The sequence below is a fragment of the Methanomassiliicoccales archaeon genome (genome assembly GCA_013415865.1).
GTDB lineage: Archaea > Thermoplasmatota > Thermoplasmata > Methanomassiliicoccales > UBA472 > MVRC01.
The window spans coordinates 341915-366622 of record CP058896.1; the positions used below are offsets into that span (position 1 = coordinate 341915).

Sequence of the window (24708 nt, forward strand, 5' to 3'; positions counted from 1 at the left end):
CCTAGACCTTCTGCCAAAGGTCCATCTTGACCATATATGTGTCCTCGACCAGCTTCGTCTCCACCTTGAACCCTGTACGATAGAATATGTCGAGCATCTTGACGTTCTGCGCCAAGGTCTCGGCGGTGAACGCTTTGATAGAGCGGTCCCTGCCCGCCTTGATCATCTGCTCCATCAACTTGGTGCCGATGCCCTTCCCCTGCATCCTGTCAGCGACGATGAAAGACACCTCCGCGGTGTTCGTCGTCCTGTCCAGGTCGAATGTTGAGACCCCGACCGCCTTCCAGCTTCCTTTCTCCTTGATGAGGGCGATAAAGGTCATCCTATCGACATAATCGATATCGACTATGCTCGACAGCTCGGTATGGGAGAATCGCTTGCGCGGCGCCATATACCTAGAGTAGACGGTGGTGTCGCTGAAGGAATAGAAAAGGTCTCTGAGCATTGCCTCATCAGATGCCTTGGCAGGTCTTATGTAGACGTCCAGGTCCGCCAATCTGGCAACCATCTCATATTGCTCCGGGTATACCGACTTGATCGACGCCCCGATCTGGTCAGGATACACCAGATGAAGGGTCTTGGCATGGGCCAAGAGCTCATCCCTGAATTTGGGATGCGCTATCTCTATCAATGCGAGGGCGCGTTGCATGATGCTCTTTCCGTGCAGCTCCGCCACACCATACTCGGTAACGACATAATGAACGTCCCCCCTCGGTGTGGTCACGCTGTCCCCTTCCTCAAGATGAGGGACGATCCTTGAGACCGACCCGTCCTTGGCCGTCGATGGCAATGCGATTATGGGTCTTCCGTTCCTTGAACGGGCAGCGCCACGTAGGAAATCAACCTGACCCCCAAGGCCGGAGAAGAACTTGTGACCTATCTGGTCAGCGCAGACCTGGCCGGTCAGGTCCACCGACAATGCCGTGTTGATGGCGACCATGTCATCGTTGCGGGAGATCACGAAGGGGTCGTTGGTATAAGATGAGGGGTGCATCTCTATCATGTCGTTGTCATTGGCCCATTCATAGAGCCCTTTGGTCCCCATCAGGAACGATGCCACTATCTTCCCCTGATGGATGGTCTTTTTCCTACCGGTGACGACGCCTGACAGGACCAGTTGCATCAGGCCGTCCGAGAAGACCTCGGTGTGGACACCCAGGTCCCTTTTGCACCTCAGATATCTGAGCACGGCGTTCGGTGTCGTCCCATATCCGATCTGTATCGTCGAGCCGTCGTTTACCAGCTCTGATAGGTGCTTGCCTATCTTTGCGAGCACCTCTGGGTCCTCCTCCCTCTCCTGATGCCACTCGAGGAGCGGCTCGGTGAGATCGACCAGGTGATCGATCTCATCGACATGTATGAACGAGTCGCCCCTGGTCCTTGGCATGTTCTCGTTGACCTGCGCTATCACCACGTCCGCATGCTCTGCGGCGCTCTTCGTGATGTCGACGCTCACCCCCAGCGAGCAATTGCCATCATCGTCAGGAGGGGAGACCTGTATCAGGGCCACCTCTATCGTTATCGCCCCTCTTTCGAAGAGCCCTTCGATCTCCGACAGGTAGATGGGCGTATAATCGGCCCTGCCGGTATTGACCGCCTGTCTAGTGCCAGGCCCTATGAAGAGGGCGTTGAGTCGGAACTGGTCTGAGTACTTCTCGTCGGCATATGGGGTGGCCCCCAGGGAGAGCGTCTGGATGATCTCATTGTCCGCCATCGAATCGGCCTCGGCCACCATCGCCCTCACCAGGGCCTGGGGCTCCCCACATGCCGTACCGATGAAGACAGTGTCACCCCTCTTGATATGCTGGACGGCCTCCTGGGCAGTACATATCTTTGATCTGTACCTCTGTCTCCAATCATTCAGTGCCATGGGCCGACACCGTGATATGGTCCAGGGGGTTCATTAATCTCACTCTTTCGGACTTGGTTTTATGACGTCAGATGTTTGTCTGAGAACTGTCTGTGAACGAGCGGACGGTAGCGCTCGGCCCGATAGTATAGGGCGTTAAATTTCATTTGAGCAAAAATATTAAAACCATAAAAAATCTATCTCATCGGAGGGATGCTATGGCTATCGAACTAGCTACCACTGATATGAAGTCCGTCATAACGAAGGATATGGACGAAACGTAGGTCAGATGACAGGATGCGATATGAACACATCGACCTGGAAGGTCGACGAGCTGTTCGTTACCGTACCAAAGGCCACAGCGAAGGAGATGAAGATAAAGACCGGTCTTTTCAAGCGATCGGTCACCATCAAGGTGAAGACGGACCAGGTAGGGGTTGTGGGCGACGTCATTCAACTGAACATCGATTTCGCCACGCTACAGAAGCATCTGACGTCTTAATCATCCATAGGGGCATCTCAGATGCCTCTGGGCCTGCCGCATTTCCAACACTTTTCATTCTTTGATACGTTCATCACGCCACATTCGCACTGCCACATGCCCTTCATATTATAAGAGTCGCAGATCTGGCACTTCGACTCTTTCTTGACCTCTACCATATGATGACCTATTGATCGACGTAGCAGCCGATATTTTAATCTCGTCCTGTCATTTAAGCTTCTTGACCAACCATGCAAAGTTCTTTCCGAGCGTTCTCATGGTCTTGACGCCCTCTTCGTCCTTCTCAATATCGCCTGGATCGAGAGCGGTGATCACGTTCCAATAGCTGCTTCCAGGCACCACCATCTGACTTATCAGGAACAGGTTGTTGATGTCCTGGAAAGTTACCAACGCCCCCGCGCGTCTGTTGACGGCCACAGCTGCCCCTACCTTTCTGGCGAACTTGTTGCCATTGGCCCTGGAGACATAACCGGTCCTGTCGATGAACGCCTTGGTGTGGGCGGACATGTTGCCAAAATAGGTCGGGGAACCGATCAAGAACCCGTCAGCGGCGTACATCTTTTCCAACCATCCGTTCAAAGGATCATCGTCGATGATGCACCGCCCGTCCTTGTTCCGTCCACATGCGCCACATGCCCTGCAGGGGGCCAAGGGCCCGTCCGCTATATCGATTAGCTCCGTCTCGATCCCTTCTTTTGATATTTCCTCAAGAACGATCTCCAACGCTCTCCTCGTGTTCCCATTTTTTCTTGGGCTTCCGTTGAACGCTAGCACTTTCATCTCAACACCATGGCCTGGAAGGCGGCTCCGCATTATTACTGTTTATGTCAATCGAGTTAATGAACTAAAATATACAATAATGATTAAATATAATCATTGATGTTCACTTCTTCACATGACAACCTCTCATAAATTGAGCATAGAACCGCTATCGACGGGCCTCGCACCTCTCGAGCTTTATTCCTACATCTCTTCCAGGTCAAGGAACTCGTTCCTGTTGGAGAGCGCCGTTGGTACCGACCGTGTCATCTCCTATTCTTTCCTTGGCTGCAGCCCTAAGTTCGTGCTGAGATGCGAGGACGGAGATGTTACCGGCTGTCCGGAGATATCAGGCCTGGACCCGGTCACGGCCATAAGGAAGGTCATTGATGACAATCGCGTAGATGAGAACCCATTCCCATATGTTGGTGGACTTGTCGGCTATTTCTCCTTCGAGTTCGCGAGATATCTAGAAAAAAAGGTGCCGTTCATGAAGGACAGGGATTTCCCTGACTTCGAGCTCGGGATGTACAAAGAGGGCGTTGTCTACGACCATTCGAGGTTCAGGACCTATTACTTCTCTGTCGATGGGGCGGACTCTCTGAGAAAGATCCTTCCGAAGGCAGACCTGAAGGCAGGTGGGCAAAAGCTCATTTTCGGCGAAGCGAGGGAGATGTCACCGAGACATGACTTCGAGGACAGTGTAGCAAAAGCGGTGGGCAAGATCGGAGAGGGCGAGGCTTTCCAGATCGTTCTCTCGAGAGGTGTGGAGCGTAATATCTACGGCGACCCTTTCCCTCTGTATGTTGCCCTCCGGGAGGTAAACCCCTCGCCCTACATGTTCTACCTCGATTTCGGGGAAAGAAAGGTCCTGGGTTCCAGCCCAGAGACCTTGGTCACTGTGAGGTCCAGGGAGGTGTTCACACATCCGATAGCAGGGACGAGACCGCTCGGCAGTGATACGCTCGAGAGGCGGAGATACAGGGAAGAGATGCTGTCCGACGAGAAGGAAAGGGCGGAGCATGCGATGCTCGTCGACCTTGCGAGGAATGACCTGGGCAAGGTGTGCAGGCCAGGATCGGTCTATGTCCCTGAGTTCATGAAGGTCGAGGAGTTCAGCCATGTCCAGCATATCGTCTCAAAGGTACAGGGCACCCTCGAGGAGGGAAAAGACGCCATAGATGCCTTCTGTGCCGTCTTCCCTGCCGGGACGGTGTCTGGAGCGCCTAAGCCCAGGGCCATGGAGATCATTACGGAGGAAGAGCGCTCTCCAAGGGGGCCTTATGCGGGGGCCGTCGGCTACCTTTCCCTGAACGGGAACCTGGATTCGGCCATCACCATACGTTCGGCATTTGTAAGGGGCGACAAGGTCCGGTTCCAGGCAGGGGCCGGGATAGTCTATGACTCGGTGCCAAAGAATGAGTACCGGGAGACCGAGGGCAAGCTCAGGGCGATGGTGGCAGCCCTGGAGGCCACAGCAGCGAGGGGGGCAAGAGAATGAAGGTCCTGATGATAGACAACTACGACTCCTTCGTCTACAACCTGAAGCAGGCGTTCGAGGAAAGGGGGGCGAGATGCATCGTTAAAAGGAACGATGAGATCGATGCCAAGGGGATGGCCCGCATCGGTCCAGACGCCTTGGTCATATCTCCAGGACCCGGACATCCTATGAACAAGAGGGACTTCGGGGCCTGTGGCGAGCTGATAAAGGACGTCTCCCTCTCGGTCCCGACGCTGGGGGTGTGCCTGGGACATCAGGGGATAGCCGCCGTTCATGGCTCACGGGTCGTCAGGGCAAGGATGCCGGTGCATGGCAAGACCTCGATGATATATCATGACGGGAGAGGTCTCTTCGAAGGCCTGGAGAGCCCGATGCTTGTAGGAAGATACCACTCTCTCGTAGTTGAGACAAGGCCTGATGAGATGGAGGTGACCGCAAGGACGGCCGAGGGTGAGATAATGGCCATCGAGCATCGTAAGAGACCTATCTATGGGGTCCAGTTCCATCCCGAATCCGTGCTCACACCGAAAGGGGGGGACCTGATATCGAATTTCATTAAGATGGCAAGGTGAGAACGTGTCAGATGGACCTAGTGGGATCATCACGCTTTCGGATATAGCGAGGGGCATGAGCATGGGCCTGGTCGAAGAGAGATTGGTCAAGGCCACGCTGATGGGGCTCACGGCGAGCGGTGAGACGGCCGATGATGTGCTGTCGTTCGCGAGACCGTTCCTGGAGGTCTCCGTTCGCGTCCCGACCAGACATCCCGTCGTACTAGACATGTGCGGGACCGGAGGTGCCCCTTTCAGGACGTTCAATGTTTCAACCTTGGCCTCGATCGTCGTCTCGTCATGTGGTGTCCCGGTCGCAAAGCACGGCAACCGTTCGAACGGCGGAAAGTGTGGAAGTGCGGACCTGATGGAGGCCCTTGGCTATGACATCATGATGGGCCCAGACCGGTCCCGTGAGATGTTAGACGAGGTGGGCTTCGCATTCCTCTTCGCTCCGAACTACCATCCTTCAATGCGGCATGTCGTGCCGATGAGGAGGGAGATAGGCAAAAGGACGGTCTTCAACCTGCTCGGACCGCTGTTGAACCCAGTGATGGCAAGGAAACAGCAATTGGTCGGTGTAGCGGACCCTGATCTGATGGATGTCATCGCAGATTCCTTATCGATGCTCGGCATCGAGAGGGCCCTGGTCGTCCATGGATATCCGGGGATGGACGAGGTCTCGGCCCTCGGACCTACTATGTGCATCGAGGTCTGTGATGGAAGGAAGAACAAATTTGAAATTTCACCAAAGATGTTAGAGAAAAGAATGCCCGTCGCAGGAGACCTTGGGGAGATGGCGCCGAAGGAGGCCGCATCCCTCGCCTATGACATTCTTGACCACAAGGTAGAGGGCAGGTCCGAGATGGTGTCATTGAACGCGGCCTGCGGCCTTTATGTCTTTGGGAAGGCAAGGTCGTTCCGCGAAGGTCTTGAGATGTCCAACAGCGCAATGTTCTCTGGAAAGGCATCCGCACAGCTGGGTAGGATATTGTCCCTAGGAGGGGTCAATTGAACGAAGAGGATGACTTCCTAAGGATGCAGATCAGAAAAGTGAAGGAACTGGTCGCAAATGGATATTATCATGCCAGGCCCAGACTTGCGGTCCCCGAGAGACCTGAGCTCTCATATGGCATCAAGATGTCCAACGATTTCCCGATAATCGCCGAGGTCAAGATATCCTCTCCTTCGTCGGGTATGATATCGACCATGGGGGCCAGGCAGCTCATCGATGATTACATTACTGGCGGAGCCGCTGCTCTTTCGATAATCACCGAGCCGATCAGCTTTGAAGGCAGCCTAGGGATACTTGAGTGCGTGAGGGACCCTGATGTCCCAGTCCTGATGAAGGATTTCATCGTCTCGGTCCAACAGGTCGAGGCTGCCAAACATTTCGGTGCCAGCGCCATATTGCTGATACAGGGTATATTCGACATCGATGGCGGTAATATGATGCGTGACGAGCTGATCGCCAAAGCCCATGAGATAGGTCTCGAGGTCGTTATCGAGGGGCATGACCAGTTCGAGCTCCAGCGCGCCATGGAAAGCGATGCTGACATATTGGCGATCAATCAGAGGAACCTCCACACCCTCGAGGTTTTCCCGGGCCATGCATTGAGGCTCCTCCCCTATATCGGACGGGACGAAAGGCCGATAATCGTGATGAGCGGGATCCGTTCCCAGAGGGACATCATCGATATCAGGGACGCCTGGGGAGATGCCGTCCTCATAGGTACAGACCTCGTGTCGAGCGGAAGCCCCAAGGCAAGGCTCTTACAGCTGGCGGTCTCCAGATGACCGAGGTGAAGGTCTGTGGGATGATGAGGCGTCAGGACGTGGACGCCGGGTCCTGTGCGGATTACCTTGGATTCGTCGTTAGCTCAAGTTCGCGACGATGCCTTTCATCGTCACTGGCTAAGAAGCTCATGTCCATGGCCGTCCCCAAAAAGGTCATGGTGACGAACTGCCCGGACGTCCATGAGGTCGTACGGTTGGCGGACGAGCTGAGGCCAGATGTGGTCCAGGCGCATCGGGTTTATCCGGAGGGGGAGCTGGACCTGCTCCGGTCGTGCATCCCTTGCGAGCTCTGGCTCCTCATGCCGGTCTCTGACAGTTCGTGCAATGGCCTGGTGGAAAGGCTGCGCAGGAGCGCTGATAAGGTCGTGCTCGACACGCCCTCGGCCCAGGGAGGAGGTTCCGGACAGGTCCATGACTGGCGGCTGAGCTCTGCATTGAAGAGGTCCCTGAGGCCGGTCGGTACCGTGCTCGCAGGGGGACTGTGCCCCTCCAATGTCAGGGAGGCGATAAGGATGGTCCGACCAGATGTTGTGGACGTGTCCACCGGGGTCGAGGAGGGCGGGAGGAAATCCCCTAGGCTCATAGCCGAGTTCATAAGCAATGTGAGAGGAGGAGATTAAGGAGGGCCCTGAGATGAGGAGGAAAGGACGGTTCGGGGAGTTCGGCGGACAATATGTGCCTGAAGTGCTCATGCATGCGCTAATGGAGCTAGAGGATGCATATCTGAGGTGCAAGGGCGACGCGTCATTCAGGGAAGAGCTCCGTTGGTACCAACATAACTATGGAGGAAGAGAGACCCCCTTGTATTTTGCCAGGAGGCTGACCGAACATTGCGGCGGGGCCAAGATCTATCTCAAGAGGGAGGACCTGTGCCACGGGGGGGCGCACAAGTTCAACAATGTCATGGGGCAGGCGCTCCTCGCCAAACGCATGGGCAAGAAGAGGCTCATTGCGGAGACAGGCGCCGGCCAACATGGTACCGCCGTGGCGATGGCCGCGGCCGTCCTTGGCCTGGAAGCGGAGATCTATATGGGCTCCGAGGATGTCGCGAGGCAGAAGATGAACGTCTTCAGGATGAGACTGATGGGGGCAAAGGTCAACGAGGTGACGGCCGGCTCCCGTACGCTGAAGGATGCCATAAATGAGGCCCTCAGGGATTGGGCGAGGACCGTGGACCATACTCATTATCTGCTGGGGACGGCCGCAGGACCTCATCCCTACCCCCGCATGGTAAGGGATTTCCAGAGCGTCATCGGCAAGGAGATAAGGTCGCAATTGAGGGCAAAAGAGGGCAGGGCACCAGACCTCCTTGTGGCCTGTGTTGGTGGAGGCTCGAACGCCATAGGGACCTTTCACCCTTTCGTCAAGGACAGGGGCGTAAGGTTGCTGGGCGCCGAGGCTGCAGGCCACGGCATCTCGACAGGCAAGCATTCCTCAACGCTGACCGCCGGCAGCAAGGGGGTCCTGCAAGGCTGCTATTCATATCTCCTTCAGGACCGCGACGGGATGATATCGGAGGCGCATAGCATAGCGCCGGGCCTGGACTACCCTGGCGTGGGTCCGGAGCATTCCTACCTGAAGGACATCAGGAGGGCCGAGTATGTGGGCGTCACGGACGATGAGGCGCTCGATGCTTTCGTCAGGCTCTCCCGGCTTGAGGGGATCATACCCGCCCTTGAGTCCGCGCATGCTGTCCATGCTGCGATGTCAGAAGCTAAGCTGATGAAAAAGGACCAGATCGTGGTCATTACTATATCTGGGCGAGGCGACAAGGACCTCGATACCGTGCATGGGATGGGGCTGATACGGTGACCTCCATCAGCGACGCCTTCAGGAGGGCGGAGGAGGAGAGAAGGGCCGCTCTTATCGTCTATCTGACGGCAGGATATCCTGACCTGCAAAGTTCGGTCGATCATATGTTGGCATGTGTCGATGCGGGCGCGGACATGCTCGAGATCGGCATCCCCTTCTCTGACCCGGTCGCCGATGGGCCCGTGATCCAAGCGGCCTCCGATGCCGCCCTGAGGGCCGGTATGAGGCCACGGAATGTCGTTGAGCTGATAAGGAAGCTCCGAAAGAGCACCGATGTGCCCCTCATCCCAATGGGTTACTACAACCCCATCCTCCAGTTCGGAGAGGAGGAGTTCATCGAAGAGATCGCGGCCGCCGGTGCCAACGGCCTCATCGTTGCTGACCTGCCCCTGGAGGAATCGGTCTCGCTCTCCCGCCTTTGCCGGAAAAAAAGGGTGGACCTCATCCAATTGGCGGCCCCGACGTCAGGGAAAGAGAGGATAGGAAGGATCGCCAAGGCCTCACGAGGCTATCTATATCTCGTCAGCAGGCTTGGGACAACAGGGAGGTCCGAATGGTCTGAAGAAGGCATCGGACCATTGATCAGGGACGCCAAATCTGTCTCAGGAGGTCTTCCAGTGGCGGTGGGATTTGGGATATCGTCGGGTTCGCAGGTCTTGAGGCTGGTCGGTCTGGGAGCGGACGGCGTCATCGTAGGAAGTTCGATTATAGAACGGATATCCAATGGAGAGGGCCCTGAGATGGTGTCCAGGTTCGTGAAGGACCTGAGAAGGGCATGCGAATGGAGATGATGGTCATCAGTAACACTTTTTTTTAATTCGTAATAACATCTAAATACTCTGCAAAAAGATGCCCTATCCTAGGTTCATTCAACTATCGGAGGAGGAAAGATTGCACATACCTGATGGGCTCATGGACCCGGTCGTCCTGTTGGCTGGCTGGGCCATATCTGTTCCTGTGATCGCCTATGCGGTCTCAAAGGTGAACAAGACTGTGGATGAGAAGAAGATGCCGTTCATGGCGATACTCGCTGCCGGAATCTTCGTTGCCCAGATGTTGAACTTTCCTGTGGGGGGAGGGACTACCGGACACCTCATAGGGGCGACCTTGGCGACGATCTTGCTCGGGGTGTATGGTTCGGTCGTGGTCATGACGGTCATATTGGTGATACAGTGCCTCGTGTTCGGGGATGGGGGGCTGACGGCCCTTGGGCTGAACCTGCTCAATATGGCGGTGATAGCGCCGTTCGTAGCACATTTCATCTTGAAGATAGCTGATGGAAAGAACAGGCCTGTCGCGACCTTTACGGCGTCCTGGGCCTCGGTGTTCATAGCGGCCACGGCCTGTGCTGTCCAGCTGGCCGTGAGCTTTGCGGTATCAGATGGGTCGTACGGGATCGATGGCATCGTGTCAATCCCTGCCATGATGGGCTGGCATGCCCTGATAGGGATCGGCGAGGCGATCATCACCGTGGGCGTGGTGAGCTTCCTGGCCAAGATCGCCCCAGAGATGCTAAAGATGAGACTAGGAGAGGCACGGGATGATGGTATGGAGGTGACCGCGTGAACAAGAGATATGTCAAGGCGGTTATGGCGATACTTGTCGTCTTCGCCATAGGGCTTGTCGGTTACTACACCTTCTCTGCGGCCTACGGGGATGGGCTTGAGAAGACAATGGAGGATAATGGTGTCAGCGAGGGAGAGCCCGTCTGGCAGGCCCCCCTTGACTACGGCGAGGACTATGTCGCCTCCCTTCTTATGGGGATCTTGGGCTTCGTTATCGTGCTCGCGGTCGTCCTGGCCTATCTCATGTTGGTCAAGGCAAGAAAGAGAAGGACCGATTGAATTTCTTTCCTGACGGGCAAAGTGACCCCGTCACGATAATACTTTTTTCTTAAAAGTAACAAGAGATATATACTGGCGTATCGGTTCACAGCTTGCTCGATGCGCCCACCGCTATCGGAAGTGGTCTTTTACCGTTGGCTGAGGAGGTAAGAAATGAGCCTGGATCATGATGAGGTCGACCGCTATGCAAAAAATTCACGTTTCTTTAAGTTCGACCCTCGAGTCAAGCTCGCCTCTGCCATCCTCTTCATATCTGCCGTGGCTTTGCTGAAGGACCTGACGGCATTATATCTGGCATTGATCTTCGCTATCATCATGGTCGAGCTGTCCGGGGTCCCGATGAGGCATATAGCGGAGGTCTATCTTCTGGCATTTCCGTTCGTCCTTTTTGCATTCATTACAATGTTGTTGACCTCTGGTATAGAGAACGCCCTTGCCATGGCAATGAGGGTGTCCGCATCGGTCCTTGCCCTATTACTGGTGATATCTTCGACGCCGTTCTTCGGGACCTTGAGGGCATTAAGATGGTTCAAGGTGCCTCCGGTCATATGCAACCTTGTCCTTTTCACATACAGGTTCATATTCCTTCTGACGGACGAGCTATCAAGGATGAGGATGGCACGGAGGTCCCGAGGATTTCAGGGAGGAAGGAGCCTTCTCGACAAGGGTGCGTTCAAGACCATCTCATATACTATCGGCATGGTCTTTGTCAGGTCGAACTCCAGGGCCACCAGGATATATGATGCCCTCCTTTCAAGAGGCTATACAGGCGAGATAAGGACGATAGAGGACCTCAAGGTGGGGGCCAGGGATATCGCCCTAGCGGCCGTGTTCATATCCATCACGGTCATTTTGTTGGCGATCCAGATGGGGGCATTCAAATGGACGCTGTGAGGCTTCAGAACGTCTGGTACAGATATCCTGAGAGCCCGTATGCTCTCGAGGATATCAGCTTCACGTTGAGAGAGGGTGAGAGGGTGGCCCTCGTCGGCCCAAACGGGGCGGGAAAGAGCACCCTGCTGCACCTCATGGCAGGGCTCTATCTTCCAAGCAAAGGAACGGTGGAGATAGGCGGGACAAAGCTCACAAAACATGATGCGGTGAAGGCGAGACGGAAGGTCGGGTTCCTTTTCCAAGACCCTGACGACCAGATATTCATGCCCACTGTCTGGGAGGACGTCGCTTTTGGCCCTATCAACATGGGGCTTGCAGAAGAGGAGGTCAAGGACCGTGTCGCGAGGGCGATGGAACAGGCGGGCATATCAGGGTTCTCGGACAGGGTGCCTCATAGGCTCTCTATCGGAGAGAAGAAACGTGTGGCGATCGCCGGCGTGCTGGCAATGTCACCCCCTATCTTATTGCTCGACGAACCGACGGCCAACCTCGACCCCCAAGGAAGAAGGGACCTTGTGAACATATTGCATTCCATACCTCAAGGTTTCGTGTTGGCGACGCATGACCTGGGCGTGGCCTTCGAGCTAACCGAGCGGGTCGTGGTGCTCAAGAAAAAGGTGATCTACGACGGTGATTTCCGCGGTCTTGTCGAGAACGATGAGGTGCTCAGGGAGGCGAACCTTGAGCTCCCGTCGTTCTCAAGGCTCATGATGAGATGGCGTGATGCGACAAAAAAGAACTTCAGACCCCCGATGACCGTCGAGGAATCGTTGGAGCTGTTGCTCAAGGACGACTGGGCCTGAGGTCGGGGATGACATCTGCCCTCATTCCCTTTGCCGGATATGGTCCATCAGGGCCTTTAGGAGCCCCTCGAAGGTCGCATCCTTCGGCATGACGTCGACGTCTATGCCCATCGATTCCAGCGTCCTCTTCGTTGGCTCCCCTATCGCACCTATGATGGCGGCGTTCAGCGATGTCCCGAACTCCCTGACGCCATATTTCCGCTCGCCCTCCTCGATGAACGCCTTTGCGGACATGGAGCTTGTGAAGGCAAAGGCATCAATGCCTCCATGCACAGTGAAATAGTACATGTCCAGCAGCGCACGGTCCGGTTCGGACCTCCTCAACGCATACACAGGTACCTCCTCGACCTTCGCCCCCATCGCCTCCAGCCCTTTCCTTATGACATCGGAGCCTTGGTCCGACCTGATGACCCAGACCGTCTCGTCCTTCGAGACCTTTCCCTCAAGCAGTCTCACCAGGCCATCGGAGGTGAACTTCTCCGGCACGGCCTCGACCTTGAGCCATTTGGCCTTGGCGGCATCTGCCGTGACGGGCCCGATGGCTATCACACCTCTTCTGTTCAACAAGGTGAAGACGGACGTGGCCTTCCCCCTTTTCTCCAAGAGCTTGAACATGTACTTCACTGCGGTAGAGCTTGTGACCATGACCCTGCCCACCCTCCCCGCCTCGAGCTCTTCTACGAACCGCCAGAAGGCAGGTGTGTCAAGCTCCTCCAGCTCCAGGGGAGATGCGAACATCACCTCGAAGCCCATCTCCCTAGCCATCGCGACCGATTCCTCGGCCTTGTCCTTGGTCCTCATTATAGCAAGCTTCATGAAAGGTCCCCCAAGGTCTTCCACAGCGATGCGACCCCCCCGACCACCACTACCGCGGGGGCACCGACCCCGAGGCTCTTACATCTCTGTGCTATGGTGGCGACATCGGCGGACACCATCCTCTGTTCCGGTGTGCTCCCTTTCTCGATCACAGACACTGGCGTTGTAGGGTCCATCCCTCCCTCGATGAGGCGGGACATGTTCTTTTCCAGATTTGACATGCCCATCATGATGACTATCGTACCGCCGAGCCTTGCGAGCAAAGAATAATCGATGACCTCCTCATCCTTGTGCAGGCCCTCGTGCCCGGTCATTATCGTCACCATCGACGCATGGTCCCTGTGAGTGAGGGGTATCCCCGCCAGCCCAGGCACGGCGATGGAGGAAGTGACGCCAGGGACCAGATGAACCCTGATCCCATGCCTGACCAGCTCCTCGGCCTCCTCACCTCCCCTGCCGAATAGGAATGGATCACCTCCCTTGAGACGGACCACCATTTTTCCTTCCAAGGCCTTCTCGATCAGCAACCTGTTGATATCTGGCTGTTCGGCCTTGTGATGGGCGCCCCTCTTTCCAACGTCGATGACCTCGGCGTCCTCCCTCGCAGCTTCCAGTAGCTCCATCCCTATGAGCGAATCGTGCACTATCACGTCCGCCTTTGTTATGAGCTCCCGGCCCCTGACCGTGATCAGGCCGGGGTCGCCTGGGCCCGCGCCCACCAGGTAGACCTCTCCTGTCCTTTCGCAAGATCTCATCTGATGTCCTCCCAACCCATCATCATCTCCTTCACAAACCTGTCTAGCCCGACCTTCAGGTTCTCCACGTCCAGGTGCCTGTCGAGCCTGAACGCCCTTGAACCGTCCTCAGCGAGCACGATGCCCCTCATGCGCAGAGCGTCGAGCTCCTTCACGGCCCATATCCCGATGGGGACCGAGCATCCGCCGCCCATTCCGGACAGCACATATCTTTCCGCCTCCACGCAGAGCCTTGTCTCAGTGTCATTGAGCGCTGACAGGGTCTCAAAATGCTTCGAGCCGTTTGCACAACTTATAGCGATGGCGCCCTGTCCCACTGCCGGTATGAAGATCGTGGGGTCCAGGACAAAGGCCTCACAATCGACCTCCAATCGTTCGAGCCCGGCCTTGGCCAGGACTATCGCGTCAAATTTTCCCTCTCTCAACCTGGACAGCCTGGTCGTGACATTGCCGCGGAGGTCTTTGATGACGAGGTCCGGCCTGACGTTGAGCAACATCGCCCTTCTCCTCACGCTAGAGGTACCGACGACGGCCCCTCTGGGAAGCTCTTCCAATGGGCGTTTTGAGATGATGACGTCCTCCACCGGCCCCCTAGGGAGCACTGCGGCGATCCTTGTTCCCTCGGTACAGACCACCGGCATGTCCTTGAGCGAATTGACGCTGGCATCGATCTCGCCTGACAGGATCCTGTCATCCAGCTCTTTTACGAAGGCCCCGAACCCTCCCAGCGACCTCAATGGTCTGTCCCGCACCCTGTCGCCCGTGGTCGATATGAGCCTTACCTCGATCTGCAGGTCTGGAAATTTTTTTCCGAGCTTCGAGGTGACGATCTCTGTCTGAGAGACCGCCAACCTGGACCCCCTCGTCCCGATGATCATCGGAATACCTCGCTGAGCGCCTCTGCGAAGCCATCAAGGGTACGGTCGATGACCTCCGCCGTGTGCGCTGTGGAAAGGAAGTTCGTCTCGTATTGCGACGGCGGAAGGTAGATGCCCTTTTCCAGAAGGTGGTCGAACATCTTCTTGAACAACGACGGGTCACACCTTTTCGCATCGGCATAATCATTGACCTCCTGTTCCGTGAAGAAGATCTGGAACATCGAACCGATGCCGACGACCTGGAAACCGAGATGAAGCTCGTCCAGGATGGACCTCAGGCCATTTCTCATCCTCTCTCCCTGATGGGACAGTCCATCGTGTCCTTCCTTTTCCAGGACCGATATTGTCTCGATGCCGGCAGTAAGGCTGAGAGGGTTGCCTGAGAAGGTGCCTGCCTGATAGACCTTGCCCAATGGCGAGACGCTCGACATGATCTCGGACGATGCCCCGAAGGCCCCGAAGGGAAGCCCCCCACCTGCGATCTTGCCTAGGACCGTGATGTCCGGTCTTACGTTGAAGTACTGCTGCGCCCCACCCATCGCAAGGCGGAAACCTGTGATCACCTCGTCGAATATCAGAAGGACGTCATGCTGCGATGTCAGCTCCCTCAGCTCCTGAAGATACCCATCTTTCGGAAGGATCGGGCCGGCATTCCCGATCACGGGCTCCAATATCATTGCCGCGACCTCGCCCTTGTTCTCGAGGAGAGTCCTTCTCACAGCCCTGATGTCATTGTAGGGGACCAGCAATGTGTTCCTCGTCACCTCATCAGGGATCCCTAGCGAGTCAGGGGCGCAGTGCGTGGTGGCGCCTGACCCCGCTCTCACGAGCACGGGGTCGTGGGCGCCATGAAAGGCCCCCTCGACCTTAATCAACTTTTTTCTGCCAGTGTGACCCCTTGCCAGGCGTATCGCGTGCATGGTGGCCTCGGTACCGGAGCTGACGAACCGCATCATCTCCATGGATGGGTAGTGACGATGCAGCAACCTTGCCATATGAAGCTCCTTCTCTACCGGTGCGCCGTAGAGCGTCCCGAGGTCCAGCTGGGCCCTGAGGGCATCGACGACCTCCTTTCTGGCATGACCTAGTATGAGGGGGCCGAAGCCCATGCAATAATCTATGTACTCATTCCCATCCACATCGTAGATCATTGGGCCTTTACCGGCCTTTATGTACAGGGGATAGGGGCCATAAGCCCTCACGGGGCTGGAAACCCCGCCTGGTAGGTATCTCTTGGCCTCGGAATATAACGCAGCCGACCCTTCCGACCTCATCCTTCGCCCTCCAGGAGCCACCTGGCCGCATCTTTGGCATGGTAGGTTATGATCATATCTGCTCCAGCCCTCCTTATCGAGGTCAACGTCTCCATGACGACCCTTTTCTCATCGATCCAGCCTTTGGCGGAAGCGGCTTTTACCATCGAGTATTCCCCGCTCACGTTGTAGGCCGCGATCGGGACGTCGAACCTATTCCTCGCCATAGCTATGATATCCAGATATGCAAGGGCCGGCTTGACCATCAATATGTCCGCCCCCTCGGACAGGTCGAGCTCCATCTCTCTCATGGCCTCGCGTGCGTTGCCTGGGTCCATCTGATGGGTCCGCCTGTCCCCGAACTTAGGGGCGCTCTCCGCGGCATCTCTGAAGGGGCCATAATAGGCAGAGGCGTACTTGGCAGAATAGGCCATTATCGGCACCATATCGAGGCCGGCCTCGTCCAGGCCCTCCCTGATCGCCTTAACCTGCCCGTCCATCATACCGGACGGGGCGACCATGTCAGCGCCGGCCTCCGCCTGGGAGATCGCCGTCAGGGCATATAGGTCATTGGTGGCGTCGTTGTCCACATTTCCGGACCTCAGCACCCCGCAATGGCCATGGGAGGTGTACTCACATAAGCAAAGATCGGTGATGACGATGAGGCCGGGGACCTCCGCCTTGATCTCTCTCACCGCCCTTTGCACTACGCCCTGCTCGTCAAAGGCCGCGCTCCCCCTCTCGTCCTTTACCTTTGGGATCCCGAAAAGGAGGACGGCAGGTATCCCGAGGTCGTGAGCCGACCTGGCCTCCCCTGCTATGAGCGATAGGGGGTGCGCCATCACCCCTGGCATCGAGGTGATCGCCCTAGGCTTTTTTACATTCTCGTCGACGAACAGCGGATAGATGAGGTCGTCTGCGGCTAGGGCCGTCTCTGAGACCATCCTTCTCAGTCCTTGCTGTCCCCTAAGCCTTCTCATCCTGCTCTGCGGGTACATCTCCTTCCTCCTCCTTGAGCTCGAACATCTGTCTGGCTGCTTCGAAGAAACGGTCGTCCCCGTTCCTGGCCGCGGCCTTGAGGGACTCGGTCGGGCAGGCCAGGAACCTCCCCATCAGCGCGGTCCCGAATTCCTCCATCACCTTCTCGATCGGGTCCTGACCGCATTTGGCCCTTGCTATCGCCTTACGGACCTCCTTGTCCTTGATGGACGAATACTTGCCGAACATCATCTTCACTATCCTTGAGGCCTCCATCTCGTCCAGCTTCCTGTCAAGAAGTGCCAGCTCCTCGATGATGATCCGCTCGGCCTTCTTCATCTCCTCCCTGCGCCTGAGGATGTTCGCCTCGGAGACGCCCCGGAGGCCGTCAATATCATACAGTTCAACGCCTTCCAGATCGCGGACGTCCAAGGAAACGTTCCTAGGGAAGGAGACGTCGATTATCAGCATCCTCTTGTCGGCCCGGGCCTCCATGGCCTTCTTTATATGCCGGCTCTCAAGGATCATATGCGTCGCGGACGTCGCGCAAAGGACGACGTCCGCCTGGGCAAGGAACTCGTGCAGGAAGTCAAACTTGACCGCCTTACCGTTCAACACCCAGGCCAGCTCGACCGCCCTGGCATAGGTCCTGTTCGATACGAAGACCGCCTCCGGCGATTTGCCCACCAGGTGCTTGGCTATCAATGTGGCCATCTCGCCCGCCCCTATCACAAGGACCTTCTTTCCGGACAGGGTGCCCAGCTTCTCCTCCGCCAGCTCGACCGCCGCGGAGCCTATGGAGACGCATCCTTTGTTGACCTTCGTCTCGGTCCTTACCTTCTTCCCAACGCTGATGGCCTTCCTGAACACCACCGAAAGGACCGGACCTATGTGGCCGGCCCTCTCCGCATGCTCGAACGCCTCTTTCACCTGGGACTGGATCTGGTCCTCACCTATTATCATCGACTCCAGCCCTGACGACACCCTGAGGAGGTGGCGGACGGAGTCCGACCCTGTGAGGAACTGCACCAGGTTCTGGTCTGAATCGAAGGGGATGAAGGAGGAGACCATCGCCTCCATGGCCTTCCTCGTCTTCTCCCAATCTTTCGTCGCCACATACATCTCGACGCGGTTGCAGGTCTTGAGCACAACGCATTCAGTGACCCCATCCAGCTTGCTCAATGTCAAAAGAAGGTGGTCAACATTCTGCGACCCGATCAGTTCAAGCTTACCTATGTCGACCTGCTTGTGGGTGATGTGCACGCTAAGGATCTTGTCCATCCCCTTTCACCATCCTCCTTCTTGCGGCCGTCATGGCCTTCTTCATCTCCCCCTCCCTCACGAGCTGCCATATCCTCTCGTCCTTCAGGACATCCCATAGCAGCTGTTCTCTCCTCTTCTGGTCGGGGATGAGCCGTTTGGCCTCCTCCCTCAGTGTCTCCTGCAGGAGGACCATCCTGCCATGCTCAGGTCCAAGCTCCTCATCCAGGAGGGTCCGGAGATATTTGGCCATCGCCGGGCTCCTTCCAAAGGTCGATATGGCGACCGTATAACCGTCCCTCTCGACGACCGAGGGGATCAAGAAGTTCGACCTGCCGTCTGAACAATTATACAGTTTCCCGGTTGCGACGGCCTGGTTCACGATCGCGCTGTTCACCGCATCGTCATCTGTGCACGCGATGACGACATCGGCCCAGCCGACCCATTCCACAAGTCGTTCGAGGGCGTCCTCTTCCACGATCTGGACCTCAGAGGTATCGAACCCTTCGCAAAAATGACGGCTCACCACCACGACGTCGGCCTCTTTTGCAAAGAACCTCGCCTTCCTGAGGCCTACCTGACCTCCCCCGAAGACGACTACCTTTCGTAATCTCATATCTATGAAGAGCGGCAACATGCTATGAACGCCCCTAGGCGATGGCCTTCTCACTATGTGAAATATGCGGGATAGATAGGAGGCGGTATCATCCATGTTAGTATTTAATTTAGTTGGATTATACATCCAATAGATATAAATAAAAAATTGGATTATACATCCAACTAGTTCGTATGAAAGTGAGCGGGGGACCTACTCAGGATGAAGTAATGGCCGTTTCCCTCTTCAAGCTGGGGCTGAAGAAGGGGGACAGGATCGTCGATGTCGGCTGCGGTACGGGAAAGGTCTCGGTCCATGCTGCGAGGACCTGTGAAAAGGTGTTCGCCGTCGACAACCGCGATGAGGCCATAACGGCCACCAGAGCAAATGTCATAGAGAGCGGATCGGACAACGTCGAGGTGATCAAGGGTCATGCGAAAGACGTGATCCCCTCCCTTGGTGCACTTGACGGGGCATTTGTAGGAGGGTCGAAGGACCTTGAGCTTGTCCTTGAGGCATTGGTCCGCAATGTCAAAGGGAGGGTCGTCATGAACGCTGTGATGGTGAGCACGCTCAGCAGGGCGATCGATGCGATGAAGGAGCTCGAAATCTTTGAAGAGGTGGTCCAGGTCAGCGTTGCGAGGTCCCATGAGATCGGCGGGTCGGTGATGTTCAGGCCGATAGACCCTGTTTTTGTGATAGTCGGAAAGGTGAGATGATGCTGGTGGCGTTGGGGCTTGGGCCCGGGGACAGCGAGCTGATAACGGTCAGGGGCGCTAGATTGTTGAGAACGGCCGACAAGGTGTTCGTCCCTGGTGAGATTGCCAGAAGGATAGTGCTCCCCTATGTCGACCCTGAGCTTTTGGACTTCCCGATGACCAATGATGAGGATGCGATAACCAAGGCCATGGAGCGCAACTCCGACAGGATAGCAAAGTACGCCCTTAACGGGACGGCCGTGCTCGGGATCCTTGGCGACCCGAGCTTCTTTTCCACATATGGCAGGCTCTATACCATTTTGAAGCAAAGGTATCCCTCCATCGAGTGCACGGTCGAACCTGGAATAAGCTCGATAACGGCCTTTGCAGCGAAGATGGGCGTGGCCGTAAACTCTGGGCTGGAGGTGTCAGATGGCTCGGAGAAGGCGTGCAGGGTGCTGTTGAAGGTGAGAAGACCGAGGGAGACGGTCGAAAAGCTCAGGAAGGAGGGTTTCAAGGAATTCGTCCTCGCCGAGAGGATGTATATGGATGGTGAAAAGATCTACGGTGAGTCCGATATGCCAGAGGTATGTGATTATATGTCGGTCCTATTTGCGAGGCGGTGACCGTGCCAAGGGTCCATTTCGTCGGAGCTGGCCCGGGCGATCCCGACCTCATTACACTGAAAGGCAACGACCTGCTCGTCAACGCAGATGTTCTGGTCTATGCCGGCTCCCTGGTCAATCCTGAGCTTGTAAGAAGGTCAAGGGCATCGGTCAAATTGGACAGCTGGGGGATGTCGATCGAGGAGATGGTGCCACTCATGGCCAATGCCGCCAAGGAAGGAAAGCTGGTCGTAAGGCTCCATTCTGGCGACCCATCTATCTATGGTTCGATAGTCGAGCAGATCGCGGAGCTTCAGAAGCTCGGGGTCGATGTGGAGGTCGTGCCAGGCGTCAGCTCGATGTTCGCGGCGGCGGCCGCGCTGAAGACGCAGTACACCCTGAAGGGCGTCTCGGAGTCGTTGATAGTCACCAGACCGGCCGGTGACACCCTGGACAAGGACGACATAGCCGCATTTTCGAAGATGGGGGCGTCCATGGTCATCTTCCTGGGGACGGACAAGCTCCCTGAGATCGTAGAAAAGCTGGAATGTCCTAGGGAGACGCCAGCGGCGGTCATCTATCATGCCTCATGGCCAGACCAGGTCATCGTCAAAGGATGTGTCGGCGATATAGCGGAGAAGGCGATGAGGGCGGGCATAACCCGGTCCGCGCTCATTTTGATCGGAGGCATAGTCGACCCGATGGAAAGGTACGAGAGGTCGGTGCTGTACTCATGAGAACGGCCGTCGTCCATATCAAAAGGCCTGAGGAGGCTGCCAAGGTCGCAAAGGTATTGGACGCCGATGTGCTGGATTATTCTGAGGACGTTTTTGAGGAGATGTTCGATGAGCGCAAGGTGATCGTTGCCATCATGGCCTGCGGCATCGTGGTCCGCAAGATCTCCCCCTTGATGAAGGACAAATGGTCCGACCCCGCCGTGGTCGTGGTATCTCCAGACCTGCGCTTTGCCATCCCGATCGCAGGTGGCCATCACGGAGGGAACGAGACCGCCAAGAAGCTAGCATCCATAGGAGTAGAGCCAGTAATCACGACGGCGACGGATGCGCTCGGAAAGGACTCGGTGGAGGATATAGCGAGAAGGCATGGTGGCTCGGTGGTGAACACGTCCTCCACGGTCAAGGTCAACGCCTCTTTTCTGCAGGGCGATGTGCCCGTTTACAGGATCGCTGGACCGTCGGTCGTCCTTATCGACGGTGGGGTCTCGGTCATCGCCGGTCATGGCGACCATGTCGTCGGCATAGGTTGTAACAGAGGTACAGATGCCGACGAGATTGTCCAGGCGGTGGACGCATCCCTTTTATCGAAAGGACTTGGCAGGTCAGACGTGCTGGCGTATGCCACGACGGTAAAAAAGTACGACGAGAAGGGAATTACCGATGCGGCGAGGACCTTGGGGGGGCCCTTGTTCTTCATCGATGACGATACCATCAACAGGCAGGATGTAGCGTCAAGGTCCAAGGCGGCCGCGATAGGCCTTATCGGTGTCGCCGAACCGGCAGCTCTGGCCCTTGCGAAAAGGAAGGAACTGATCTTGGAGAGGAGAGCTTATGGAAATGTCACGGTCGCGATCGCAAGATGAGGGCGCGTCATTGTATATAGTCAGCACCGGCCCAGGAGACATGGCGAACCTTACGCCCATGGCCAGGGAGGCCATAGAGTCGGCAGAGGTCATCATAGGGAACAGGATGTACCTGGACCAGATGTCCTCCCTTCTCAATGATAAGGTGGTCATAAGCTCTGCCATGGGAAAAGAGGTCGAAAGGGCAAAACAGGCCGTCCGTCTGGCAAAGGAGAAAAAGGTCGCGATGCTCAGCGGCGGGGACGCCGGCGTGTACGGGATGGCGAGCATAATCCTTGAGGTTGCCGAGAGCGAGTGCCCCGGTCTCAAGGTAAAGGTCGTCCCGGGCGTGACCGCGGCGACCGCGGCGGCATCCCTCATGGGGTCGCCGCTGTCAGGGGACTTCGTCGTGATCTCGCTCTCTGACCTGCTGACCCCCCATGACGTGATGATGAGGCGGGCCGACCTCGCATTCCAGATGGGAGTGCCTGTGGCCATCTATAACCCAAAGAGCAGGAACCGGCCAGATAATCTTCGGGAGGCGTTGACGCTCGCAATACGTCATGCAGGGCCAGACCGTCCTGTGGGCATAGTCAGGAATGCTTACAGAGAGGGACAAAGCGTCACCTATACCACGCTCGGTCGTCTATTGGAGGACGATAGCGCCGTCGACATGCATTCGATCGTCATCGTGGGCGGGGAGGGGACGAGGATGATCAAGGAGGGAGACCATGTCAAAGGATTCATCACGCCAAGGGGCTACCACAGAAAGTACGTATATTGATCTGGGTGCGGACACGGCAGAAGGCTACAGCATTTCGAGCAGGAGCAGGGCCTTGGCGAGAAGGACCATTGGGGATTCGACGCCTGAGGACAGGATCAGGCAGAGGTGCTCGGTCGCGGTTGGGGATTTTTCAATGGCCGAACTTCTGAGGTTCGAGAACGGTCCGGTCTCAGCGGGCATCGACGCCCTTGAGCGCGGAGCGGTAATATATGCCGACATCCGCATGGTACAGGTAGGGATCCAGAAAAAAGGTCATTCCTCCAGGGTGGATTGCCTGTTGGACCATGGAGGGGAGATCTCCTTAAGAACAGGGATGACGAGGACGAGCGCAGGCATGCTTGCTTTGAGGGACAAGCTGGATGGTTCCATAATCGTGGTTGGCAACGCCCCTTCCTGCCTGTTGAGCCTGTGCGAGATCATCGATTCGGGGACGGTCCCCGGCCTGGTGGTCGGTTGTCCTGTCGGGTTCGTTAACGCGGCGGAATCGAAAGAGGAGCTGAGAAGGAGGAAGGTCCCATCGATCTCCACCTTTGGGACTAGGGGCGGGACCCCGGTCGCCGTCGCGGCGATGAACGAGATCATCACGATGTACGCAGAGCGGAGAATGACATGAAGGACCCGGTATCAGGATTCGAATATCCAGAGGAATGGGTGTCGAGATGCAAGGACGATGAGGCCCTGGCAGATGTGAAAAGAGGGCTTGCGGTCCTTCTCTCCGATGGCTCGGTCAAGCTGCGAGGGTTCACCACAGGAACGACCGCGGCGGCGGCGTGCAAGGCCGCTGTCCTGTCGACGACGAAGGATGTTGACATGGTAGATGTGAAGCTCGCCTGTTCTTTGAGGTTCGAGGTCCCGGCCATAGGCTGGAAAGGGACGGGTATTTGCGCAAAGTTCCCCGGAGATTATCCTGAAGACGCAACGGCCAATCTGTTGTTCAGGGCGAGGTTCGAAGGGCCTTCAAATGAGGTGATGCTAGAGACAGGGACCGGCATCGGACGGTGGGACCGGGACACCCCTCGCTTCAAGAAAGGGGAACCAGCTATAAGTCATTCGGCGAGGACCTGCATCATCAACGCCATCTCAGAGGCCTGCGAGGCCATCGGAATGCGAGGGGCAAAGGTCCACCTCGAGGTGCCGGAGGGAGAGGTCAGGGCCGAAAGGACCCTGAACCCTAGGATGGGCATCATCGGTGGGATATCGGTGCTCGGCTCGACCGGCCTGGTCGAGCCTTGGGACGACCACCTTGGCCAGGATGCCATGGCAAGGGTCGCTCAAGGGGGGGACGTCGTGATCACCACAGGACGGGTCGGTCTCAGGTTCGCGAGGATGGCCTTTCCAGGTTCAGAGGTGGTGCTGGTGGGGGCCAACATCTCCGAGGCGTTCGCCGCCGCATCGGGTCGCCTGACCTTGTACGGCCTCCCCGCGCTCATCATGAAGTTCATAGAACCAGATGTCCTTGAGGGCACGGGTTTTATGACCGTTGAGGAGCTGGTCTGCTCCGAGAGGGGGCATGTGGCCATCCGCAAGGCGCTTGCAAGGTTCAAGGAGGTGCATCCAGGCCACAGGGTGGTCATCATCGACAGGGATGGAAGGGTTATGGGGGACAGCGGATGATCGTCGTAGGTGTTGGTTGTGGTCCTGGTATGATGACCGAGGAGGCGGTCGCTAGGATAAAGGCCGCGAAAAATGTCTACGGCTCCCGAAGGGCGATAGAGATCGCATCCACATACATCCCTTCAGACTGTGAGGTGCACCCTGTGACGGACTTCTCCGACCTTTCAGGTCTCCCGGAGGATTCGGTGGTCCTTTCCACCGGAGATCCGATGCTGGCAGGTCTTGGCCACCTAGGCCTCGAGGTCGTGCCAGGGATTTCCTCATTACAGTTGGCATTCTCGAGGCTGAAGCTCCCCTTGACAAGGGCGGTCGTGATCGATGCCCATGGCGATAAGGACATGGACGTCTCGGATGAAGTGATGAAGGAGATGAGCAAGGGGAGGATCGCCTTCATCCTGACCTCTCCTGATTTCAAGGTGGACAAGCTCGCATCTGACCTGATGCTCTTTGGAGCGGACTGCGAGATCGCGATATGCGAGGACCTCGGTTATCCTAGCGAGTGCATCTCTGTCGGTACCCCTTCCCGTCCGCCCGTCCCCGGTTCGGGCCTCTTCTCGGTCGTAGTGGTAAAGGTGTGAGCA

30 protein-coding genes are annotated in these 24708 nt (G+C 56.7%); 20 read left to right on the top strand and 10 right to left on the bottom strand.

All coding sequences use genetic code 11. The features are described from left to right. Position 1: 1 nt before the first annotated feature. Entirely contained in the window at positions 2 to 1870 is a 1869-nt protein-coding gene (locus HPY73_01665) for a GNAT family N-acetyltransferase (GenBank protein ID QLH74283.1), read from the bottom strand. Between the two features lie 268 nt (positions 1871 to 2138). On the opposite strand from HPY73_01665, the gene HPY73_01670 reads away from it, so the two are divergent. Beyond that, positions 2139 to 2351, top strand: a complete 213-nt coding sequence (locus HPY73_01670; GenBank protein QLH74284.1) for a hypothetical protein — start codon at positions 2139 to 2141, stop codon at positions 2349 to 2351. Between the two features lie 17 nt (positions 2352 to 2368). Here HPY73_01670 and HPY73_01675 read toward each other — a convergent pair whose 3' ends face one another. Together HPY73_01675 and HPY73_01680 are read right to left on the bottom strand one after the other, a co-directional pair. Continuing rightward, entirely contained in the window at positions 2369 to 2509 is a 141-nt protein-coding gene (locus HPY73_01675) for a hypothetical protein (protein ID QLH74285.1), read from the bottom strand. A 49-nt stretch (positions 2510 to 2558) separates the two neighbouring features. Then, entirely contained in the window at positions 2559 to 3131 is a 573-nt protein-coding gene (locus HPY73_01680) for a flavodoxin family protein (protein QLH74286.1), read from the bottom strand. A 115-nt stretch (positions 3132 to 3246) separates the two neighbouring features. On the opposite strand from HPY73_01680, the gene HPY73_01685 reads away from it, so the two are divergent. The 11 genes from HPY73_01685 to HPY73_01735 all read left to right on the top strand — a co-directional run bounded on the left by HPY73_01685 (position 3247) and on the right by HPY73_01735 (position 12312). Next, positions 3247 to 4611: an anthranilate synthase component I family protein gene (locus HPY73_01685; protein QLH74287.1), complete on the top strand. Its 1365-nt coding sequence runs from the start codon at positions 3247 to 3249 to the stop codon at positions 4609 to 4611. Continuing rightward, the gene (locus tag HPY73_01690; GenBank protein QLH74288.1) at positions 4608 to 5183 is read left to right on the top strand and encodes an aminodeoxychorismate/anthranilate synthase component II; all 576 of its coding nucleotides are present in this window, start codon (positions 4608 to 4610) and stop codon (positions 5181 to 5183) included. Before HPY73_01685 ends, HPY73_01690 begins: the two co-directional genes overlap by 4 nt. Before the next feature lie 4 nt (positions 5184 to 5187). Next, entirely contained in the window at positions 5188 to 6177 is a 990-nt protein-coding gene (trpD, locus tag HPY73_01695; protein QLH74289.1) for an anthranilate phosphoribosyltransferase, read from the top strand. Beyond that, entirely contained in the window at positions 6174 to 6959 is a 786-nt protein-coding gene (locus tag HPY73_01700) for an indole-3-glycerol-phosphate synthase (GenBank protein QLH74290.1), read from the top strand. The genes trpD and HPY73_01700 overlap by 4 nt, the downstream gene beginning before the upstream one ends. Further along, positions 6956 to 7579 (top strand): phosphoribosylanthranilate isomerase, encoded by a 624-nt coding sequence (locus HPY73_01705; GenBank protein QLH74291.1) that lies wholly within the window; start codon positions 6956 to 6958, stop codon positions 7577 to 7579. The genes HPY73_01700 and HPY73_01705 overlap by 4 nt, the downstream gene beginning before the upstream one ends. Before the next feature lie 13 nt (positions 7580 to 7592). Beyond that, on the top strand, positions 7593 to 8771 hold the full coding sequence (gene trpB, locus HPY73_01710) for a tryptophan synthase subunit beta (GenBank protein QLH74292.1): 1179 nt from the start codon (positions 7593 to 7595) through the stop codon (positions 8769 to 8771). Further along, entirely contained in the window at positions 8768 to 9562 is a 795-nt protein-coding gene (locus tag HPY73_01715) for a tryptophan synthase subunit alpha (GenBank protein QLH74293.1), read from the top strand. Before trpB ends, HPY73_01715 begins: the two co-directional genes overlap by 4 nt. 100 nt (positions 9563 to 9662) lie before the next feature. Continuing rightward, a complete protein-coding gene (locus tag HPY73_01720) occupies positions 9663 to 10337 on the top strand; it encodes an energy-coupling factor ABC transporter permease (GenBank protein ID QLH75605.1) in 675 nt (224 codons plus the stop codon). Beyond that, positions 10334 to 10615, top strand: a complete 282-nt coding sequence (locus HPY73_01725; GenBank protein QLH74294.1) for a cobalt transporter — start codon at positions 10334 to 10336, stop codon at positions 10613 to 10615. Before HPY73_01720 ends, HPY73_01725 begins: the two co-directional genes overlap by 4 nt. Positions 10616 to 10768: 153 nt before the next feature. Further along, positions 10769 to 11509 (top strand): cobalt ECF transporter T component CbiQ, encoded by a 741-nt coding sequence (cbiQ, locus tag HPY73_01730; protein QLH74295.1) that lies wholly within the window; start codon positions 10769 to 10771, stop codon positions 11507 to 11509. Then, entirely contained in the window at positions 11497 to 12312 is an 816-nt protein-coding gene (locus HPY73_01735) for an ABC transporter ATP-binding protein (GenBank protein QLH74296.1), read from the top strand. Before cbiQ ends, HPY73_01735 begins: the two co-directional genes overlap by 13 nt. Before the next feature lie 21 nt (positions 12313 to 12333). Here the strand turns inward: HPY73_01735 and HPY73_01740 are convergent, their stop codons facing one another. The 7 genes from HPY73_01740 to HPY73_01770 are packed head-to-tail and all read right to left on the bottom strand — an operon-like array spanning position 12334 to position 18889. Further along, the gene (locus HPY73_01740) at positions 12334 to 13128 is read right to left on the bottom strand and encodes a uroporphyrinogen-III synthase (protein ID QLH74297.1); all 795 of its coding nucleotides are present in this window, start codon (positions 13126 to 13128) and stop codon (positions 12334 to 12336) included. Then, on the bottom strand, positions 13125 to 13883 hold the full coding sequence (gene cobA / locus HPY73_01745; protein QLH74298.1) for a uroporphyrinogen-III C-methyltransferase: 759 nt from the start codon (positions 13881 to 13883) through the stop codon (positions 13125 to 13127). The genes HPY73_01740 and cobA overlap by 4 nt, the downstream gene beginning before the upstream one ends. After that, positions 13880 to 14761, bottom strand: a complete 882-nt coding sequence (gene hemC / locus HPY73_01750) for a hydroxymethylbilane synthase (protein QLH74299.1) — start codon at positions 14759 to 14761, stop codon at positions 13880 to 13882. The genes cobA and hemC overlap by 4 nt, the downstream gene beginning before the upstream one ends. Beyond that, a complete protein-coding gene (hemL, locus tag HPY73_01755) occupies positions 14758 to 16035 on the bottom strand; it encodes a glutamate-1-semialdehyde 2,1-aminomutase (GenBank protein ID QLH74300.1) in 1278 nt (425 codons plus the stop codon). Before hemL ends, hemC begins: the two co-directional genes overlap by 4 nt. Next, the gene (gene hemB, locus HPY73_01760; GenBank protein ID QLH74301.1) at positions 16032 to 17012 is read right to left on the bottom strand and encodes a porphobilinogen synthase; all 981 of its coding nucleotides are present in this window, start codon (positions 17010 to 17012) and stop codon (positions 16032 to 16034) included. The genes hemL and hemB overlap by 4 nt, the downstream gene beginning before the upstream one ends. Next, positions 16981 to 18273: a glutamyl-tRNA reductase gene (locus tag HPY73_01765; protein ID QLH74302.1), complete on the bottom strand. Its 1293-nt coding sequence runs from the start codon at positions 18271 to 18273 to the stop codon at positions 16981 to 16983. The genes hemB and HPY73_01765 overlap by 32 nt, the downstream gene beginning before the upstream one ends. Beyond that, positions 18257 to 18889, bottom strand: coding sequence for a bifunctional precorrin-2 dehydrogenase/sirohydrochlorin ferrochelatase (locus tag HPY73_01770; GenBank protein QLH74303.1), 633 nt, complete (start codon positions 18887 to 18889; stop codon positions 18257 to 18259). Before HPY73_01770 ends, HPY73_01765 begins: the two co-directional genes overlap by 17 nt. A 152-nt stretch (positions 18890 to 19041) precedes the next feature. Here HPY73_01770 and cbiT point away from each other — a divergent pair, with 152 nt between their 5' ends. From cbiT to HPY73_01810, 8 genes are read left to right on the top strand one after another with little or no spacing between them, the layout of a single operon-like run. Then, on the top strand, positions 19042 to 19566 hold the full coding sequence (gene cbiT, locus HPY73_01775) for a precorrin-6Y C5,15-methyltransferase (decarboxylating) subunit CbiT (GenBank protein ID QLH74304.1): 525 nt from the start codon (positions 19042 to 19044) through the stop codon (positions 19564 to 19566). Then, a complete protein-coding gene (locus HPY73_01780; protein QLH75606.1) occupies positions 19566 to 20171 on the top strand; it encodes a cobalt-factor II C(20)-methyltransferase in 606 nt (201 codons plus the stop codon). The genes cbiT and HPY73_01780 overlap by 1 nt, the downstream gene beginning before the upstream one ends. Before the next feature lie 2 nt (positions 20172 to 20173). Further along, entirely contained in the window at positions 20174 to 20887 is a 714-nt protein-coding gene (locus tag HPY73_01785) for a cobalt-precorrin-4 C(11)-methyltransferase (GenBank protein ID QLH74305.1), read from the top strand. Then, a complete protein-coding gene (gene cbiG, locus HPY73_01790) occupies positions 20884 to 21750 on the top strand; it encodes a cobalt-precorrin 5A hydrolase (protein QLH74306.1) in 867 nt (288 codons plus the stop codon). The genes HPY73_01785 and cbiG overlap by 4 nt, the downstream gene beginning before the upstream one ends. Beyond that, on the top strand, positions 21719 to 22513 hold the full coding sequence (gene cobJ, locus HPY73_01795; protein QLH74307.1) for a precorrin-3B C(17)-methyltransferase: 795 nt from the start codon (positions 21719 to 21721) through the stop codon (positions 22511 to 22513). Before cbiG ends, cobJ begins: the two co-directional genes overlap by 32 nt. Continuing rightward, positions 22461 to 23126, top strand: coding sequence for a precorrin-8X methylmutase (locus tag HPY73_01800; protein ID QLH74308.1), 666 nt, complete (start codon positions 22461 to 22463; stop codon positions 23124 to 23126). The genes cobJ and HPY73_01800 overlap by 53 nt, the downstream gene beginning before the upstream one ends. Further along, positions 23123 to 24127 (top strand): cobalt-precorrin-5B (C(1))-methyltransferase, encoded by a 1005-nt coding sequence (locus HPY73_01805; protein ID QLH74309.1) that lies wholly within the window; start codon positions 23123 to 23125, stop codon positions 24125 to 24127. Before HPY73_01800 ends, HPY73_01805 begins: the two co-directional genes overlap by 4 nt. Then, positions 24124 to 24705 (top strand): cobalt-precorrin-7 (C(5))-methyltransferase, encoded by a 582-nt coding sequence (locus tag HPY73_01810; GenBank protein ID QLH74310.1) that lies wholly within the window; start codon positions 24124 to 24126, stop codon positions 24703 to 24705. Before HPY73_01805 ends, HPY73_01810 begins: the two co-directional genes overlap by 4 nt. Positions 24706 to 24708: the final 3 nt, after the last annotated feature.